Origin of the sequence: Streptomyces sp. NBC_01264, from assembly GCF_026340675.1 — a bacterium.
Lineage (GTDB): Bacteria > Actinomycetota > Actinomycetes > Streptomycetales > Streptomycetaceae > Streptomyces.
Genome location: NZ_JAPEOX010000002.1, coordinates 1,246,538 through 1,262,034 on the forward strand (window position 1 = coordinate 1,246,538; position 15,497 = coordinate 1,262,034).

General features: G+C 71.2%; 10 protein-coding genes and 3 pseudogenes. 5 read left to right on the top strand and 8 right to left on the bottom strand.

Annotation, left to right across the window (positions count from 1 at the left end; all coding sequences use genetic code 11):
* The first annotated feature begins 6 nt into the window (after window positions 1–6).
* Window positions 7–819 carry a DeoR/GlpR family DNA-binding transcription regulator gene (locus OG435_RS38610; RefSeq protein ID WP_266884410.1) on the top strand — a complete coding sequence of 271 codons (813 nt, stop codon included), beginning with the start codon at window positions 7–9 and terminating at the stop codon, window positions 817–819.
* Between the two features lie 82 nt (window positions 820–901).
* On the opposite strand, the gene OG435_RS38615 is transcribed toward OG435_RS38610, so the two are convergent.
* From OG435_RS38615 to OG435_RS38625, 3 genes are read right to left on the bottom strand one after another with little or no spacing between them, the layout of a single operon-like run.
* On the bottom strand, window positions 902–2,224 hold the full coding sequence (locus OG435_RS38615) for an MFS transporter (protein ID WP_266884412.1): 1,323 nt from the start codon (window positions 2,222–2,224) through the stop codon (window positions 902–904).
* Window positions 2,221–2,637 carry a PaaI family thioesterase gene (locus tag OG435_RS38620; RefSeq protein WP_266884414.1) on the bottom strand — a complete coding sequence of 139 codons (417 nt, stop codon included), beginning with the start codon at window positions 2,635–2,637 and terminating at the stop codon, window positions 2,221–2,223. Before OG435_RS38620 ends, OG435_RS38615 begins: the two co-directional genes overlap by 4 nt.
* Window positions 2,638–2,695: 58 nt before the next feature.
* Complete coding sequence (locus OG435_RS38625; protein ID WP_266884416.1) at window positions 2,696–4,720, bottom strand: NADPH-dependent 2,4-dienoyl-CoA reductase; 2,025 nt, start codon at window positions 4,718–4,720, stop codon at window positions 2,696–2,698.
* Between the two features lie 188 nt (window positions 4,721–4,908).
* Between OG435_RS38625 and OG435_RS38630 the strand changes: the two genes are divergently transcribed.
* From OG435_RS38630 to OG435_RS38640, 3 genes are read left to right on the top strand one after another with little or no spacing between them, the layout of a single operon-like run.
* Window positions 4,909–6,036 carry a L,D-transpeptidase gene (locus tag OG435_RS38630; RefSeq protein WP_266884418.1) on the top strand — a complete coding sequence of 376 codons (1,128 nt, stop codon included), beginning with the start codon at window positions 4,909–4,911 and terminating at the stop codon, window positions 6,034–6,036.
* 24 nt (window positions 6,037–6,060) lie between these two features.
* The gene (locus tag OG435_RS38635) at window positions 6,061–6,759 is read left to right on the top strand and encodes an alpha/beta fold hydrolase (protein ID WP_266884420.1); all 699 of its coding nucleotides are present in this window, start codon (window positions 6,061–6,063) and stop codon (window positions 6,757–6,759) included.
* The gene (locus OG435_RS38640; RefSeq protein WP_266884422.1) at window positions 6,756–7,550 is read left to right on the top strand and encodes a hypothetical protein; all 795 of its coding nucleotides are present in this window, start codon (window positions 6,756–6,758) and stop codon (window positions 7,548–7,550) included. Before OG435_RS38635 ends, OG435_RS38640 begins: the two co-directional genes overlap by 4 nt.
* A 25-nt stretch (window positions 7,551–7,575) precedes the next feature.
* Here OG435_RS38640 and OG435_RS38645 read toward each other — a convergent pair.
* From OG435_RS38645 to OG435_RS38660, 4 genes and pseudogenes are all read right to left on the bottom strand, one after another.
* Window positions 7,576–10,600 (bottom strand): annotated as a pseudogene (locus OG435_RS38645) (alpha-mannosidase).
* Between the two features lie 71 nt (window positions 10,601–10,671).
* Complete coding sequence (locus tag OG435_RS38650) at window positions 10,672–11,178, bottom strand: carbohydrate ABC transporter permease (RefSeq protein ID WP_266884424.1); 507 nt, start codon at window positions 11,176–11,178, stop codon at window positions 10,672–10,674.
* Between the two features lie 378 nt (window positions 11,179–11,556).
* Window positions 11,557–12,449, bottom strand: a pseudogene (locus tag OG435_RS38655) (carbohydrate ABC transporter permease).
* A 221-nt stretch (window positions 12,450–12,670) separates the two neighbouring features.
* Window positions 12,671–13,963, bottom strand: a complete 1,293-nt coding sequence (locus OG435_RS38660; protein WP_266884426.1) for an ABC transporter substrate-binding protein — start codon at window positions 13,961–13,963, stop codon at window positions 12,671–12,673.
* 394 nt (window positions 13,964–14,357) lie between these two features.
* On the opposite strand from OG435_RS38660, the pseudogene OG435_RS38665 reads away from it, so the two are divergent.
* Window positions 14,358–14,953: pseudogene (locus tag OG435_RS38665) on the top strand (ABC transporter ATP-binding protein); the annotation flags it as partial.
* A 16-nt stretch (window positions 14,954–14,969) separates the two neighbouring features.
* On the opposite strand, the gene OG435_RS38670 reads toward OG435_RS38665, so the two are convergent.
* Window positions 14,970–15,443, bottom strand: coding sequence for a winged helix-turn-helix transcriptional regulator (locus tag OG435_RS38670; RefSeq protein ID WP_266884428.1), 474 nt, complete (start codon window positions 15,441–15,443; stop codon window positions 14,970–14,972).
* Between the last annotated feature and the right edge of the window lie 54 nt (window positions 15,444–15,497).

The following is a 15,497-nucleotide window of genomic DNA, read 5'->3' on the forward strand; positions in this document are numbered from 1 at the left end:
CGACCCGTGGCCGAGCAGGCTGCCCAACTGGCCCACCAGCGACGCGCTCTGATCCTGGACGCGGTGCGGCGCGAGGGCGCGGTACGCGTGGCGGACCTGGTCGGGCAGCTCGGCGTCTCGGACATGACCGTCCGCCGGGACCTGGACGCCCTCGCCCGGCAGGGCCTCGTGGAGAAGGTCCACGGCGGAGCCGTCGCCCCGGCCGGGGCGAGCGCGCACGAGCCCGGATTCGAGGCCAAGTCGGATCTGGAGGGCGACGCCAAGGCCGCCATCGCGGACACCGCCGCGACCCTCGTGGAACCGGGCAGCGTGGTCGCCGTCTCGGGCGGCACCACCACGCACGCCGTCGCCGCCCGGATCCTCGGGGTCCCGCGGCTCACCATCGTCACCAACTCCCTCCCGGTGGCGGAACTGGTGTGGGCCGAGGGCCGGGACCGCGGCGCCGGCGCCCCCACCCTGCTGCTCACCGGCGGCTCGCCCACGCCCTCGGCCGCCCTGGTCGGACCGCTCGCCGATCAGGCGATCGGCTCCCTCCACGTGGACCTGCTCTTCCTCGGCGCGCACGGGGTGGCGCAGGGCGCCGGCCTGACCACCCCCAACCTCATGGAGGCCCAGACCAACCGCGCCCTGGTCGCCTCGGCGCGCCGGGTCGCCGTCGTGGCGGACCACAGCAAGTGGGGGGTGGTGGGGCTCAGCGGGTTCGCGTCGCTCCGGCAGGCCGACTGGTTCGTCACCGATGCCGCTCTGCCCGTGCCCGCCCGCGCCGCGCTCGCGGAGGAGGTGGGCGAGCTCCTCGTCGCGGGCGAGGAGCGGCGCTGAGTCCACGCCGGGGTCCGGGGTGCGGCGCTGAGTCCACGCCCGGGTCCGGAGTGCGCGCAGAGCTCCCGGCCCTGCCCCGGGATCAGTCCGCCGCCCCCGGCCGATCGCCGCGCCGGGAACCGGTGGCCGGGCGGTCCGGCAGCGGCCCGCCCGCGCCGGCCACCGGTTTGGGCGGCGGGCCCGGGCGGGCGGAGCGCAGGGGTGTCAGGAGGCCCGTGCCCGCGATCAGGAGGCAGAAGGTGCCCGCGGCCAGGCTGGTCGACGGGACCCCGTGCCGGGCCGACAGGGCGGTGAGCGCCGCGGCCCCCACCGGGCCCGAGGCGTTGTGGACCGTCCAGAACGCGGAGGTGACCCGCCCGAGCAGGTGGTCCGGGGTGACTTCCTGGCGCAGGGTCATGGAGCAGATGCCGCCCAGGGTCAGCCCGAACATGAACAGGACTGCCATCACCGCGATCAGGGCCACGCTGCGGCTGACCCCCATGCCCGCCACGGACAGGCCGATCAGTGCGGTCGAGCCGAGCCAGCACGGGCCGAAGCCGAGGGTCCGGCGCAGCGGCCCGGCGGCGAAGGAGGCGCAGACGATGCCGATGCCGCTCACGGCCATCACGTAGCCGATGGTCGCCGGGGGGCGGTCGAGCTCTTTGCTGAGGCGGAAGATCAGCAGGTCGGTGGCGCCGATGGTGACGAAGGTGAGGAGGGTGAGCAGGACCGTCAGCGGGCGCAGCAGCGCGTGCGCCCACAGGAAGCGGAAGCCGACCACGAAGACCTCGCGCAGGGAGGTGCTCTTCCGCGGCGGCCGGGGCGTGGCCGCGTTCCCCCGCACGCCGAAGCGGACCCACCGCAGGCTGATCCCCGAGACGAGGAAGGTGGCCCCGTCCAGGGCGAGCGCCCAGGACCCGTCGACCCCCGCGACGAGCAGACCGGCCACGACCGGGCCGAGGAGGGTGCCGAGGGCGAAGGTGCCCATCAGCCGGCCGTTGGCGGCGACCAGGTCGGCCGGTTCGACCAGGGAGGGCACGGCGCTCACGTAGGCCACGTCGAAGAGCGTCTTCAGTACGGTGACCAGCGCGGTCAGCACGTACAGCCACCAGATCCGCGGGCCGCCGAAGGACCACGCCAGCGGTACGGATCCCAGCAGCACCGCCCGCGCGAGATCGCAGCCGATCATCAGGCGGCGGCGGTCGACCCGGTCCACCACATGGCCCGCGAAGGTTCCCGTGGCGATGGCGAAGACCCCGGAGAGGGCGGTGATCAGGCCGAGCTCGACCAGGGATCCGGTGGCGTCGAGGACGACCAGCGGCAGGGCGAGCATCGATACCGAGCCGCCCAGCACCGACAGGGCCTGGCCGAGCCAGAAGAGGGTGAAGGAGCGGTTGTGGATCAGTCCGGTGCGTTGGCCCGTCATCCCAGCAAGGCGTAGACGGTGGAGGCCTTCGCGGCCGGTTCCTCAGCGCCCTCCGGCGTCATGGTGATGTCGGCGAAGGCCATCCGCTTGCCGAGTTTGGTGATCCGTACGTCGATCAGCACATCGGCGCCGACCACCGGCCGCTGGAAGCTGGTGGACTGCTGGACGGTGGTCATCGGACCGTACGCCCCGCGCGCGGCGGAGATCGCGATCACGGTGGCGGTGTCCGCGGCGGCCATCAGGGCCTGCCCGCTGAGGCCCCCGCCGTCCCGGGCGAGGGTGTCCGACCAGGGCAGCCGCAGTACGGCGTGCCGCTCGCCCGTCTCCTGGACGGTGAGTCCGAGGGCGAGCACCCAGGGGGCGAAGTTGTCGTGGAGGATCTTGTCCGCGTCTGCCGGTGTCAGCGTCGTCACCGGGTGATTGTGGCGGCCCGGCCCGGGCCGCCACAACTCCCTTTGCACCGACCGGTCCTCAGAGGGCGGCGGCCAGTTCCGTGCCCTGGCGGATGGCCCGCTTGGCGTCCAGTTCGGCGGCCACGTCGGCGCCGCCGATCAGGTGCGCCTCGATGCCGGCCGCGCGCAGGGCCTCGTACAGGTCGCGGCGCGGTTCCTGGCCGGTGCACAGGACCACCGTGTCGGCGGGTACGAGGCGCTGCTCGCCGTCCACCGTGATGTGCAGGCCCTCGCCGTCGATCCGGTCGTACGCGGCCCCCGCGACGGAGACGACACCGCGGTGCTTGAGCTCCGCCCGGTGGATCCACCCGGTGGTGGTGCCGAGCCCGGCGCCGACCTTGGTGGCCTTGCGCTGCAGCAGGTGCACCTGGCGCGGCGCGGCGGGCCGCTCGGGGGCCGTGAGGCCGCCGGGGCCGGTGTAGGCGGTGTCCACGCCCCAGTGGCGGAAGTAGACCTCCGGGTCCTGGGAGGCGCCTTCGCCGCTGTCGGTGAGGAACTCGGCGACGTCGAAGCCGATTCCGCCGGCGCCGAGGACGGCGACGCGCTGCCCGACGGGGGCGCGGCCCTGCAGGACGTCCAGGTAGCTGACGACGTTCGCGCCGTCGACGCCCTCGATGTCGGGGATGCGGGGGGTGACGCCGGTGGCGACGACGACCTCGTCGTAGCCGCGCAGGGTCTCGACGTCGGCGCGGGTGTTCAGTTTGACCTCGACCGCGTGCTCGGCGAGCTGGGTGCCGTAGTAGCGGATGGTCTCCTCGAACTCCTCCTTGCCGGGGATCCGGCGGGCGATGTCGAGCTGGCCGCCGATGTGGCCGGAGGCCTCGTAGAGCGTGACGGCGTGACCGCGGCCCGCCGCGGAGACGGCGCAGGCCAGGCCGGCCGGTCCGGCTCCGACGACGGCGACGCGCTTCTTCAACTGGGTGGGAGACAGGATGAGTTCCGTCTCGTTGCAGGCGCGCGGGTTGACCAGGCAGGTGGTCAGCTTGCCGCTGAAGGTGTGGTCCAGGCAGGCCTGGTTGCAGCCGATGCAGGTGTTGATGGTCTCGGAGCGCCCGGCTGCGGCCTTGGCGACGAAATCGGCGTCGGCGAGGAAGGGGCGGGCGAGCGAGACCAGGTCGGCGCGGCCGTCCGCGAGCAACTCCTCCGCGATTTCCGGGGTGTTGATGCGGTTGCTGGTGACGAGGGGGACGGAGACCGCGCCCATCAGCCGCTTGGTGACCCAGGTGTAGGCACCGCGCGGGACGGAGGTGGCGATGGTGGGGATGCGGGCCTCGTGCCAGCCGATGCCGGTGTTGATGATGGTGGCGCCGGCCGCCTCGACCTCCTTGGCGAGGTGGACGACCTCGTCGAGGGTGGAGCCGCCGGGGACGAGGTCGAGCATCGAGAGGCGGTAGACGAGGATGAACTCCTCGCCGACGGCCTCGCGGGTGCGCCGGACGATCTCCAGCGGGAAGCGCACGCGGTTCTCGTAGGCGCCGCCCCAGCGGTCGGTGCGCTTGTTGGTGGCGGCGGCGATGAACTCGTTGACCAGGTAGCCCTCGGAGCCCATGATCTCGACGCCGTCGTAGCCGGCCAGCTTGGCGAGGCGGGCGGCGCGGACGAAGTCCTCGATGGTGCGCTCGACTTCGGCGTCGGTGAGCGCGTTCGGGACGAAGGGGCTGATGGGGGCCTGGAGGGCGCTGGGGGCGACCAGGTCCTTGTGGTAGGCGTAGCGGCCGAAGTGGAGGATCTGCATCGCGATCTTCCCGCCCTCGGCGTGCACCGCGTCGGTGATCACCCGGTGCTCGGCGGCCTCCTCCTCGGTGGTGAGGCGGGCGCCTCCCTCGAAGGGGCGGCCCGCGTCGTTCGGGGCTATGCCACCGGTGACGATCAGACCCGCGCCGCCGCGGGCGCGCTCGGCGTAGAAGGCGGCGAGACGCTCGAAGCCCCGCTCGTGCTCTTCGAGGCCGGTGTGCATGGAGCCCATGATCACGCGGTTCGGCAGGGTGGTGAAACCGAGGTCCAGGGGGCTCAGCAGGTGCGGGTACCGGCTCTGGGGACTCATGAGGGGCGCCTCCTCGCGCGGGGGTGATGAACCTGTTCTAGCTGAGCGGGCGCTTATTATGCAACTAGGTGCACAACCGGGTGTGGAATCCCGCGGCCCGGAGATGCGGGGATTCCCGGGTCCAAGGACCCTCGCCGGCGGGACCTGTGGCGCAGTTCACGGCCGGGGTGATCGCCATGGATGGGGGGATGCCCGCACCCCCCGCCCCTACCTCCGTCCCCGCCCCCACCCTCCGTGCCGCCCTGGCCGCCGCCGCGGCGGCGGTGCTGCTCGCCGGCTGCGGCATCGCGGAATCCGACACCGATCGGCTGAGCCGCAAGGTCGCGGCGGGGTCCGTGGACACCGTGGACTCCGTGGATGCGGTCGACGCCGTCGACGACGCCGTCGACGGCGTGGACACCTCCGCCTCCCGGCCGCCGGGCGCGCCCGGGCCCGCGCCGACCGCCACCCCCGACCCGACCCGCTCCCCCGCACCCGAGGCCGCGCTCCTGCGGAACCCGGCCCGCCAGGTGCGCCCGGCGATCGCCCCCGCCCACGGCGCGACGGTCGGCATCGGCCAGCCCGTCTCGCTGGTCTTCAAGGGCCAGAAGGTGGACCCGGCACTGCGGGCCGGCATCGAGGGCCGGGTGCGGATCAAGACCTCCACCGGGGTCGTCGGCGCCTGGCACTGGGCGGAGGCCAAGGGGGACACGTACCTCCACTTCCGGCCGCGCGAGTACTGGCCGGCGGGCACGAAGGTGACCTTGGACGCCCGCCTCGCGGGGGTGAGACTGGACGCGCGCACCGCGGCGGCCGGGGACCGCCAACTGGCCTTCACCGTGGGCCCCGCGATGGTCAGCAAGGTCGACCTCGCCGCGCACACGCTCACGCTGGTCAAGGACGGCACGCCCCTGCGTACCATCCCGGTCAGCGGCGGCGAGGACCGGTTCAAGACCCGCGAGGGCGTCAAGACGATCCTCAGCAAGGACGGCACGGTGCTGATGGACTCCCGGACGATCGGCATCCCGCGCACCAGCCCGGACGGTTTCTACGGCCGCTACGAGTGGAGCATGCGCGAAACGGTCAGCGGCGAGTACGTCCACGCCGCCCCCGACAACGCGGAGTCCTTCGGCAGGGCCAACGTCAGCCACGGCTGCATCGGCATGTCGGTGGCCGACGCGAAATGGCTGTACGAGCGGTCCTCCGTCGGCGACGTCATCGAGGTGACGGGCACGACCGGCAAGCCCATGGACCGCTTCGGCAACGGCTACGGCGACTGGAACCTGAGCTGGGACGAGTGGCTCAAGGGCAGCACCCTCGGCGCCTTCAAGGCCTGAGCCGGCGCCGGTAGCGTGCACCGCATGACGACGCGGAAGACCGAACACCACGCCCTGACCGTGAACGGAGGCGTACGCCTCGCCTACGAGGTCACCGGCCCGCCGGACGGACCGCCGGTGCTGCTGCTCCCCGCGCTGGGCAGGACCGCCGCCGACTGGGCGGCCGTACGGGACGAACTCGCCCGGGAGCGGCGGGTGTTCGCGCTGAACCTGCGCGGCCACGGAGCCAGCGCATGGCCCTGCGCGTACTCGCTGCCGCTCATGCGGGACGACGTACTGGCCTTCCTGGACGCCCTCGGACTGGAGCGGGTGGACCTGGTGGGGCATTCGCTGGGGGGCGTCGTCGCGTACCTGGCGGCAGCCGCGCAGCCGCACCGGATCGGCCGCCTCGTCCTGGAGGACGCCCCGGCGCCGCTCCCCCGCGAGCCCGTGATCCCTGAACGCCCCGAGGGCGAGCTCGCCTTCGACTGGGCGATGGTGCTCGCGGTCCGGCCCCAGCTCGACCGTCCCGACCCGGCCTGGCTCGCGGACCTGGCGCGGATCACGGCCCCGACCCTGGTCGTGTACGGCGGCCCCACCAGCCACCTGGCGCCCGCCTCCTTCGACGAGGTGGTCCGCCGTATCCCGGACGCCCGCCTGCTCACCCTCCCGTACGGCCATCTGATCCACGCGGCGGCGCCGGCGGAGTTCACGGCGGCCGTGGCGGCGTTCCTCGCCCGGTGACCCCGGGGAGGGAAGCGCACCCGGAAACGGCCCTGGCCAGGGCCTGGCTCGCCGAGGAGGGGGTGACCCAGGACGCGGGCGGCGCATGGTGGTGCACGGACGACGACGCCCCGGATGATCCGCCCGAAGCCACGAGCACGGACGACATCGCGGACACGTACGGATTCCTGGTCTTCGACGACGAACGGATCGACCCGGCCGACCGGATCCGGGTGGCGCTCGGCCTGATGGACCTGGTCGGCAGCCACGTCCTGGTGCACCGCCCGATCCACAGGGCGCACCTCGGACCCGCCGGGCCACTGCCGGTCGAGGTGCTGTGGGAAGGCTACCGGCGGCGCCTGGAGGCCGGGCCGGAGCCGGAGGCCGTCCTCGCCTCGCTCTGGCTCGACTGGTTCGAGCACGGGCAGACCGCCGAAGCAGCCTTCGCCGGGGTGCTCGGCCGGAACGCCGGACGGATCTTCACCGGGGCCCCGGCAGGGTTCCTGCGGCGGACCCGGCGGGTCCTGGAGTGTTCCGGGCCCGTGCCGTGGGCCGCCAAGGAGCTCGCCTACCGGGCCGCCGCGGCCGTGCCCGAGCTGCATCAGGCCGTGTTCCGGGCCCTGCTGGCCAGCTACCACGACCTGTTCGGGCAGCTCGAACCGACCGCCGCGCTCGCCCTCCTCGACACCCTGCCCCTTCCGTCCGCCACCGAACACCCGGCCGCGCTGCGCACCGTACTGACGGCCGGGCACGCGAACCACTACCGCGCGCTGGACGCCTGGCGGGAGGCGCTGGGGCCCCGGCCCGGGTGATCCGGGCCGGGGCCGGTCCGCGGGCTCAGGCCCGGTGGAGGCGAAGCGTGACGATCTGGAACGGGCGCAGGGTCAGGGCGACCGTCCCGTCCGCGGCGAGGGCGGAGACGGCGGAGCCCTCCAGGGGGCGTTCCAGCAGGTCGCTCTCGACCGCCGCGGTCAGCGGGAACCCCGCCGTCAGGGTGGCCCGCGCCCGGCCGCCCCGGGATTCGTAGAGGCGGACGACCACGTCGCCGCTGCGGTCCTCGGCGAGTTTCACCGACTCGACCACCACCGCGTCCGTGTCGACCGCGACGAGCGGGGCGACCGGACCCGCGCCGCGCAGCACGCGCTCCGGCAGGTTCAGCGCGTGGCCCTCGCGGACCGCGTCGCCGACGGCCGCGCCGGGGGCAAGCGAGAAGCGCAGGGTGTGCGCGCCCCGGTCGGTCTCCGGGTCCGGGTAGCGCGGGGCCCTCAGGAGGGAGAGGCGGACGGTGGTGGTCTGGCCGCCGTCGGGGCGCACGTCGCGGGTCACGTCGTGGCCGTACGTGGAGTCGTTGAGGACGGCGACCCCCCAGCCCGGCTCCTCCGCGTGGATCCAGCGGTGCGCGCAGATCTCGAACTTGGCGGCCTCCCAAGAGGTGTTGGTGTGGGTGGCCCGGTAGACGTGCCCGAACTGCGTTTCGGAGGCGGATCGTTCGGCCTTGATGTCCAGCGGGAAGGCCGCCTTGAGGAACTTCTCCGTCTCGTGCCAGTCCACGTCCGTGACGATGTCCACCGTCTTGGCCCCGGCCCGCAGGGTCACCGTCTGGACGACGCGGGACAGGCCGAACGAGCGGCTCACCCGTACGGCGACCGAGTCGGGCCCGGCCTGCGTGACCTCCAGCGCGTCCAGGCCCACCAGGTCGGTGACCTTGTTGCGGTAGAACTCGTCGATGTCCCACGCGTCCCACATGTTCGGGAAGTCGGGGTGGATCTGGAGCAGGTTCGCGGCGGCCCCGGGAGCGACCGATTCCCGGCCGGCCTCCAGGTCGTACGCGGACACGATCAGCCCGCGGCCGTCGATCTCCACGAGGAGCCGCCCGTTGGCCAGGACGTGGCCCCCGCCGTGCCGCTCCTCCACCGTGACGGGCTGCTCGGCCGGAGCCGGCAGGCCCGCCCCGCCGGCCGGGACTCCGCGCCGGGCGTGCGGAGCGCAGTTGAAGACAAGCTCCTCCTCGCCCGCTCCGGCGAGGCCCGTCTGCGCGGCCACGGTGATCGCGGTCAGCTCCTCGCGCACCTTGGCGTACGTCTCGCGGGCCTCGCGGTGCACCCAGGCGATGGAGGATCCGGGGAGGATGTCGTGGAACTGGTGGAGCAGCACGGTCTTCCAGATCCGCTCCAGGTCCTCGTACGGGTACGCGTACCCGGGGACCTTCACCGCGGCCCTGGACGCCCACAACTCGGCCTCGCGCAGCAGTGATTCGCTGTGCCGGTTGCCCTGCTTGGTCTTGGCCTGGGAGGTATAGGTGCCGCGGTGCAGCTCCAGGTAGAGCTCGTCGGCCCAGACCGGCGCGTCCTCGTACTCGGCGTGCGCCTTCTCGAAGAACGCGTCGGGGCGCTCGATCTCCACCCGCGGAGACCCTTCGAGGTCCCGCTGCCGCTTGGCGCGGCCCAGCTGCTCGCGGGTCGGGCCGCCACCGCCGTCACCCCAGCCGAAGGGGGCCAGCGAGCGCGAACCACGGTCCTTCTCCTGGTAGTTGCGTGCGGCGTGCGCCAGTTGGGCGCCGCCGAGGCCGGAGTTGTAGGTGTCGACGGGCGGGAAGTGCGTGAAGACGCGGGTGCCGTCGATGCCCTCCCACCAGAAGGTGTGGTGGGGGAACTTGTTGACCTGGGACCAGGAGATCTTCTGCGTGAGGAACCACTTGGAGCCGGAGAGCTTGACGATCTGCGGCATGGCGGCGGTGTAGCCGAAGGAGTCGGGCAGCCAGACGTTGTTCGTGTCGATGCCGAACTCGTCCAAAAAGAACTTCTTGCCGTACAGGAACTGGCGGGCCATGGCCTCGCCGCCGACCATGTTGGTGTCGGACTCGACCCACATGCCGCCGACCGGAACGAACTGCCCGTCGGCGATCTTCTTCTTGACCCGCTCGAAGAGCTCGGGGCGGTAGGTCTTGATCCAGTCGAGCTGCTGCGCCTGGGACATGGCGAAGACGAACTCGGGGTGCTCCTCCATCAGGCCCAGCATGTTGGACGTGGTCCGCGAGACCTTGCGGACGGTCTCGCGCAGCGGCCACAGCCACGCGGAGTCGATGTGGGCGTGACCGATGGCGCTGATCCGGTGCGCGGAGGCGTTGGCGGGGGCGGCCAGGACCTCGGTGAGCAGCGCGCGGGCACCGGCCGCGGTGCCGGGGACGTCGCAGAGGTCCACCGCGTCGAGGGCGGAGTCGAGGGCGCGCAGGATCTCGTAGCGCCGGGCATCGCGCTCGTCGAGCTGCGTCATCAGGTCGTAGAGGACTTCGAGGTCCTGTACGAGTTCCCAGACCTCGGTCTCGAAGACGGCGAGGTCCATCCGGGCGAGCCGGTAGAGGGGCTGGTCTCCGCTGGTCAGCCGGTCGCCGTCGTAGGTGACCGAGTGGTCGACGAGGATCGGGTTGGAGGCTCCTTCGACGTACCACTCGACGCGCTCGCCGCCCTCCGCGCGGTCGGCGACGCGCACCCAGTCGTTGTACGGGTTGAGCGCCTTGACCTCGCCGCCGTCGGCGCGGTGGACCAGGCTCTCGCACTGGAAGCCGGGCATCATCCGGTCGAAGCCGAGGTCGAGTACGGCTTCGACCGTGCGGCCGGCCCAGTCGGCGGGGACGGTTCCGGTGACCTTGAACCAGGTGGTGCCCCAGGCCGTGGCCCCACATGTCGCCGATGGCGCAGGGTTCGTAGGAGGCCGCCAGGCCCTCGGCCACGGGGACGGGCTCGCCGGGTGCCTCCCAGCGCTCCACGGTCAGCGGGACCGCGCGGGAGTGGACGGCGGGCTTGACGCGCTCCTTGAGGACACGGCGGAGGCGGTGTTCGGTGATGCTGCGGTCGTCGTGCATGACGGCTGCTCCAGGGTGGGGGTGGACTGCGATCCCGCGGTCGGTCGGGGGCGGGTGGTGCGGTGGCCCGGTCAGGTCTTGACGGCTCCCTCGCCCACGCCCTTGAAGAGGAAGAAGCGCTGGAGGGCGAAGAAGAGCAGCATCATCGGGATCAGCGCGGCCATCGCACCGGCGGCGATGATCCGCTGGTCGCTGACGGTGGTGGCGCCGGCCAGGGTCTTCAGGCCGAGCTGGAGGGTGTAGTTGTCGCTGTTGGTCAGCACCAGCAGGGGCCAGAGGAAGTCGTCCCAGGCGCCCATGAAGCTGGTGATGCAGACGACGGCCAGGGCTCCCTTGGCGGCGGGGAGGAAGACCCGGGTGAAGCGGGTCCACTCGTTCGCGCCGTCCAGGACCACGGCCTCCTCGACCTCCTTGGGGACGGAGAGGAATGCCGATCGCATGATCATGATGTTGAGGACGGAGACCGCGCCGGGCAGCCAGACGCCGATGAGGGTGTCGACCAGGCCCATCTCGCGGACCGTGAGGAACATCGAGATCATCACGGACTCGAAGGGGAACATCAGCGTCGCCACCAGCACGGTGAAGACGATCTTGCGGCCCTTCCAGGCGGCGCGGGAGAGGGCGTAGCCCCCCCATGGCCGCGAAGAGCATGTTCGAGGTGATGGCGAGGAGCGCCACCGTCAGGGTGTTGCCGACGTACTGGAACAGCGGGAACGACTCGGCGACCCGGAAGTAGTTGTCGAGGGTGGGCTGCGAGGGCAGCACCCCGTCGTACACGTTCTCGGTGCGGCCGCGGATCGAGGTCAGGAACTGCCAGACGATCGGCCCGAGCATGATCACGAGCATCAGGAGGAGCGTGGCGTACCGGCCGGCGAGGCCGATCCAGTACCGCCGCGCGTCGGCTCCGACGCGCTTGCCCGCCTTGTTGTCCCGGGATCCGAGGGAAGCGAGGGTGGTCAACTTTCGTCTCCCTTCGAGAGACGGCGGCCCAGCAGGCTGAAGACCAGCGTCAGGAGGAACAACAGGATGGAGATGGCGGCCGCGTAGCCGGTCTCGCCGGAGAAGCGGAGGCCGACCTGCCGGATGAGGAAGGGCAGCGTACGGGCGCCGCCGCCGGGGCCGCCGCTCTCGCCGCCGAGGATGTAGATCTCGGTGAAGACGCGGAGCGCGGAGATCGCGGAGAGGGTGCCGACCAGCAGCATCATCGGCTTCACCTGGGGGACGGTGATGCTGAAGAAGCGGCGGACCGGGCCCGCGCCGTCGAGCGCGGCGGCCTCGTAGAGCGAGGTGGAGACGTTTCCGAGGGCGGCGAGGTAGAAGACCATGTAGTAGCCGAGGCCCTTCCACACGGTCACGATCATCGCGGAGACCAGCAGCATGGTGCTGTCGGTCAGGAACGGGATGGGCTCGGAGATGATGCTCAGCTTCTGGAACAGCGTGTTGACCAGGCCGTCGCTGCGCAGCACCCACTGCCAGATGAGGCCGACGACCACGGCGGAAGCGATCACCGGGGTGTAGAACGCCGAACGGAGAAGCCGATGCCGGGGACCTTCGTCTGCACGAGGACGGCGAGCGCCAGCGGCAGGAAGACCAGACACGGGACGACGACCACGAGGTACAGCACGCTGTTGCCGGTGGCGACCCAGAAGTCGGGGTCGGCGAAGGCGCGGGTGTAGTTGTCGAAGCCGACGAACCCGCCGCCGCGCAGGATCTGCGCGTCGGTGAAGGAGAGGATCACGGTGTTGACGAACAGCCAGAGGCTGAACATCGTCACCATGATCAGGCCCGGGGCGAGGAAGAGGTACGGGGTCCACCACTTGCGGTGGCGCAGCCCGGTCTCGGCCTCCATGGCCTTCCTGGCCCGCTTCGCCCGCTGGACCGCGGCCCTGCTCCGCGGGGCCTCGGCTCCGGCGCCTGCTGTCACCGGGCCTCCGGTCCGCGGCCGGGCCCGTACCTCGTCGAGGGTGGGGGCGGGGTCGGGCGCGTCCCGCAACGGGCCGGCCTTCTCCCGAAGTTCCGGTCCTGAGGATGGGCTCATGGCGTCCGCCTCCCCTTCGTCCGCTGCCGCCGTCACCGCTGGGCCGTCTTCGCGAGCAGCTTGTTCGCCTCCTCCTGTGCCTTCTTCACCGCCGTCTTGGCGTCCTGCTCGCCCTTGATGGCCTTCTGCATCTCGCGCACGACCACGTCGCCGACCTGGTTGGTCCACTGGACGGGGGTGTTGGCGTCGAGTCCCGCGGTCTTCAGCTGTTCGGCGCCGACCGCGCGGGCCAGCGTCTCCGCGTCTTTGCCGTCGCCCTTGTCGGAGAAGAAGGGGTCGGCGAGTCCGGTGGCGTTGGAGGGGTAGATGGTCGCGCGCTTCGAGAACGCCACCTGGTTGGGGCCGTTGGTGAGCCACTTGGCGAACTCGGTCGCCGCGTCCATGTGCTCGGTGTCCTTCTTGATGCCGAGCGACTGGGCGTAGATGCCGATGTGGCCGAGCTGCCCGGTGACGGCGTTCGCGACCTGCGTGTTCGCGTAGATCTGCGGGGCGTTCTGCTTGATGTCCTTGACGAAGCCCGGGGAGCCAGGCCCGAAGACGATCTTGCCGCCGCCGTAGAGCTGGTTGATGTCGTCCTGCTTGAGCAGGGACTCCTTGGGCATGGCGCCCTTGGCGTACAGGTCCTTCATCCGCTCGACCCACGCGACGGCCTTGTCGGTGTCGAAGGTGAACCGGTCCTGCTTCTCGTTCAGGATCGGGACGCCCATCTTCTGCCAGTCCCCGGGCAGTCGGCCCTTGGGGTCGGCCATGAAGGCGGAGTACTTGCCCTCCGACTTGGCGGCGATCCGCTCGGCGTAGTCGAAGAACCGCTCGACCGTGGTCGGCGGCTCGGCGGGGTCGAGACCGGCCTTCTCGAAGAGCTCCTTGTTGTACGTCAGGATCTCCGGGGTCACGTACCAGGGGTACGCGAACACGCTGTCCCCCTTGCCGGGCAGCTTGAACTGCTCCCAGACGCCGGGGACGTAGTCCTTGGCCACCTCGGGGTCCAGCTTCGCGAGGTCGGCCAGCATGCCGCGGTCGCCGAGGAGCTGGAAGGAGTCGGTGGAGAGGTTGACCACGTCGGGGAGGGCTCCCGCCTGGGCGTCGGCGACGATCTTCTCGTTGTAGCCGTCGCCCGGCACGTCCTCCCATGTGACCTTCGCGTCGGGGTACTTCTTCTCGAACGCGTCGATGACCCCCTGGACGTACGACGTGAACATGGGCTTCAGCTGGAGCGTGCGGAACGTGATCTGACCGGTCACCCTGCCGGTCTTCTCCCCCTCCTTCACGTCGCCGGCGCCGCCGCTCATTCCGCACGCGGAGGTCGCGAAGAAAGTGCCGGCCACGAGCGTGGTGAGCTATACGGGTCACGTTCTTACGGGGCATCGTCGCCGCCTTCAGGGGGAGTTCCGGCATCGTCGCCGGATCACTGGGCCCAAACTCACCCGAAATCAAGATTCCGTCAATATGACCAAAATCCCGTGCGACAGGTACCCGTACGTCCCGAATGACCACAGAGAAGAGCGGAACAGTCCGAAAGTCACTCCCCTAGTATGACTCTGACCTGCACTGATGCGCTTTAGCCCTCATCCCCGCTGGCGTGATATAGATTCGATAACGAACTTCTGCGTACGATCAAGGTTGACTTCTTATCGCCGGTTAACGAATACTGGCACTAATGCGGTTTATCCAGCGTGGCACATTCGCCCGCATACCGCTGTCGCCACCCGCTGCGCATCACTGGACCTCGACATCGCCGACGGCGAGTTCCTCGTCCTCGTCGGCCCCTCGGGCTGCGGCAAGTCCACCGCCCTGCGGATGCTCGCCGGCCTCGAGGAGGTCACGTCCGGCTCCATCTCCATCGGCGGCCGCGACGTCACGCACCTGCCGCCCAAGGACCGGGACATCTCGATGGTGTTCCAGAACTACGCGCTCTCCCCCCATATGACGGTCGTTCAGAACATGGGCTTCGCCCTGAAGATCGCCAAGGTGGACAAGAGCCCAAGGCCCTCTCCGGCGGTCAGCGCCGGCGCGTGGCCATGGGCCGGGCGATCGTCCGCGAACCGCAGGCCTTCCTGATGGACGAGCCGCTGTCCAACCTGGACGCCAAGCTCCGCGTCCAGACCCGCGCCGAGATCGCGAACCTCCAGCGCCGCCTGGGCACCACCACCGTCGTGGCCGGGTTCATCGGCTCCCCCGCCATGAACCTGCTGAGCCTGCCGCTGCACGAGGACGGCATCCGCTTCGGCGGCTCCACCGTCAAGATCGGCCGGGCGGCCCGCGCGGCGGCGGGCGGCAACGCCGTCGCCCTGGGCATCCACCCCGAACACCTGGACTTCCACAGCGGGCCGTTCAGGAGGAGCCGCGCGCGCCCGGCCCCGGGCGGACGGTGACGTCCTGCGGGGTCAGGGCGATGTGCTCCGCGGTGCACTGGACGGTGACGCGGACCGGGGCGCCACAGTCGGTGTGGGTCACGTCCAGGACGGGGCGGGGGACATCGGGGCCGAGGGCGTACGTCTCGCCCCACTGGCCGAGCGCCATCAGGACGGGCCACAGGTCCCAGCCCTTACGGGTCAGGCGGTACTCGTTGCGGGAGCGCCGTCCCGGTTCCCGGTAGCTGACGGTCGTCAGCACTCCGGCCGCGGTCAGCTTCCGCAGGCGGTCACTGAGGACGGCCTCCGAGAGGCCGATGTGACGGTGGAAGCCGTCGAAGCGGCGCACCCCGTTGACGGCGTCGCGCAGTATCAGCAGCGTCCACTTCTCCCCGACCACGTCGAGCGCGCGCTGGACGGGGCAGTTCTCCGTACTGACCTCAAGCCACTCCATCCCGTCATCGTAAGGCCCACGGCTCCGCTGGCTTCGTCATTGACAGTCAGCCGC

Excerpts from the sequence above, each read along its gene's own strand:
- OG435_RS38615 (WP_266884412.1), bottom strand. The coding sequence starts at position 2,224 with ATGACGGGCCAACGCACCGGACTGATCCACAACCGCTCCTTCACCCTC.
- OG435_RS38625 (WP_266884416.1), bottom strand. The coding sequence starts at position 4,720 with ATGAGTCCCCAGAGCCGGTACCCGCACCTGCTGAGCCCCCTGGACCTC.
- OG435_RS38630 (WP_266884418.1), top strand. The coding sequence starts at position 4,909 with ATGCCCGCACCCCCCGCCCCTACCTCCGTCCCCGCCCCCACCCTCCGT.
- OG435_RS38635 (WP_266884420.1), top strand. The coding sequence starts at position 6,061 with ATGACGACGCGGAAGACCGAACACCACGCCCTGACCGTGAACGGAGGC.
- OG435_RS38670 (WP_266884428.1), bottom strand. The coding sequence starts at position 15,443 with ATGGAGTGGCTTGAGGTCAGTACGGAGAACTGCCCCGTCCAGCGCGCG.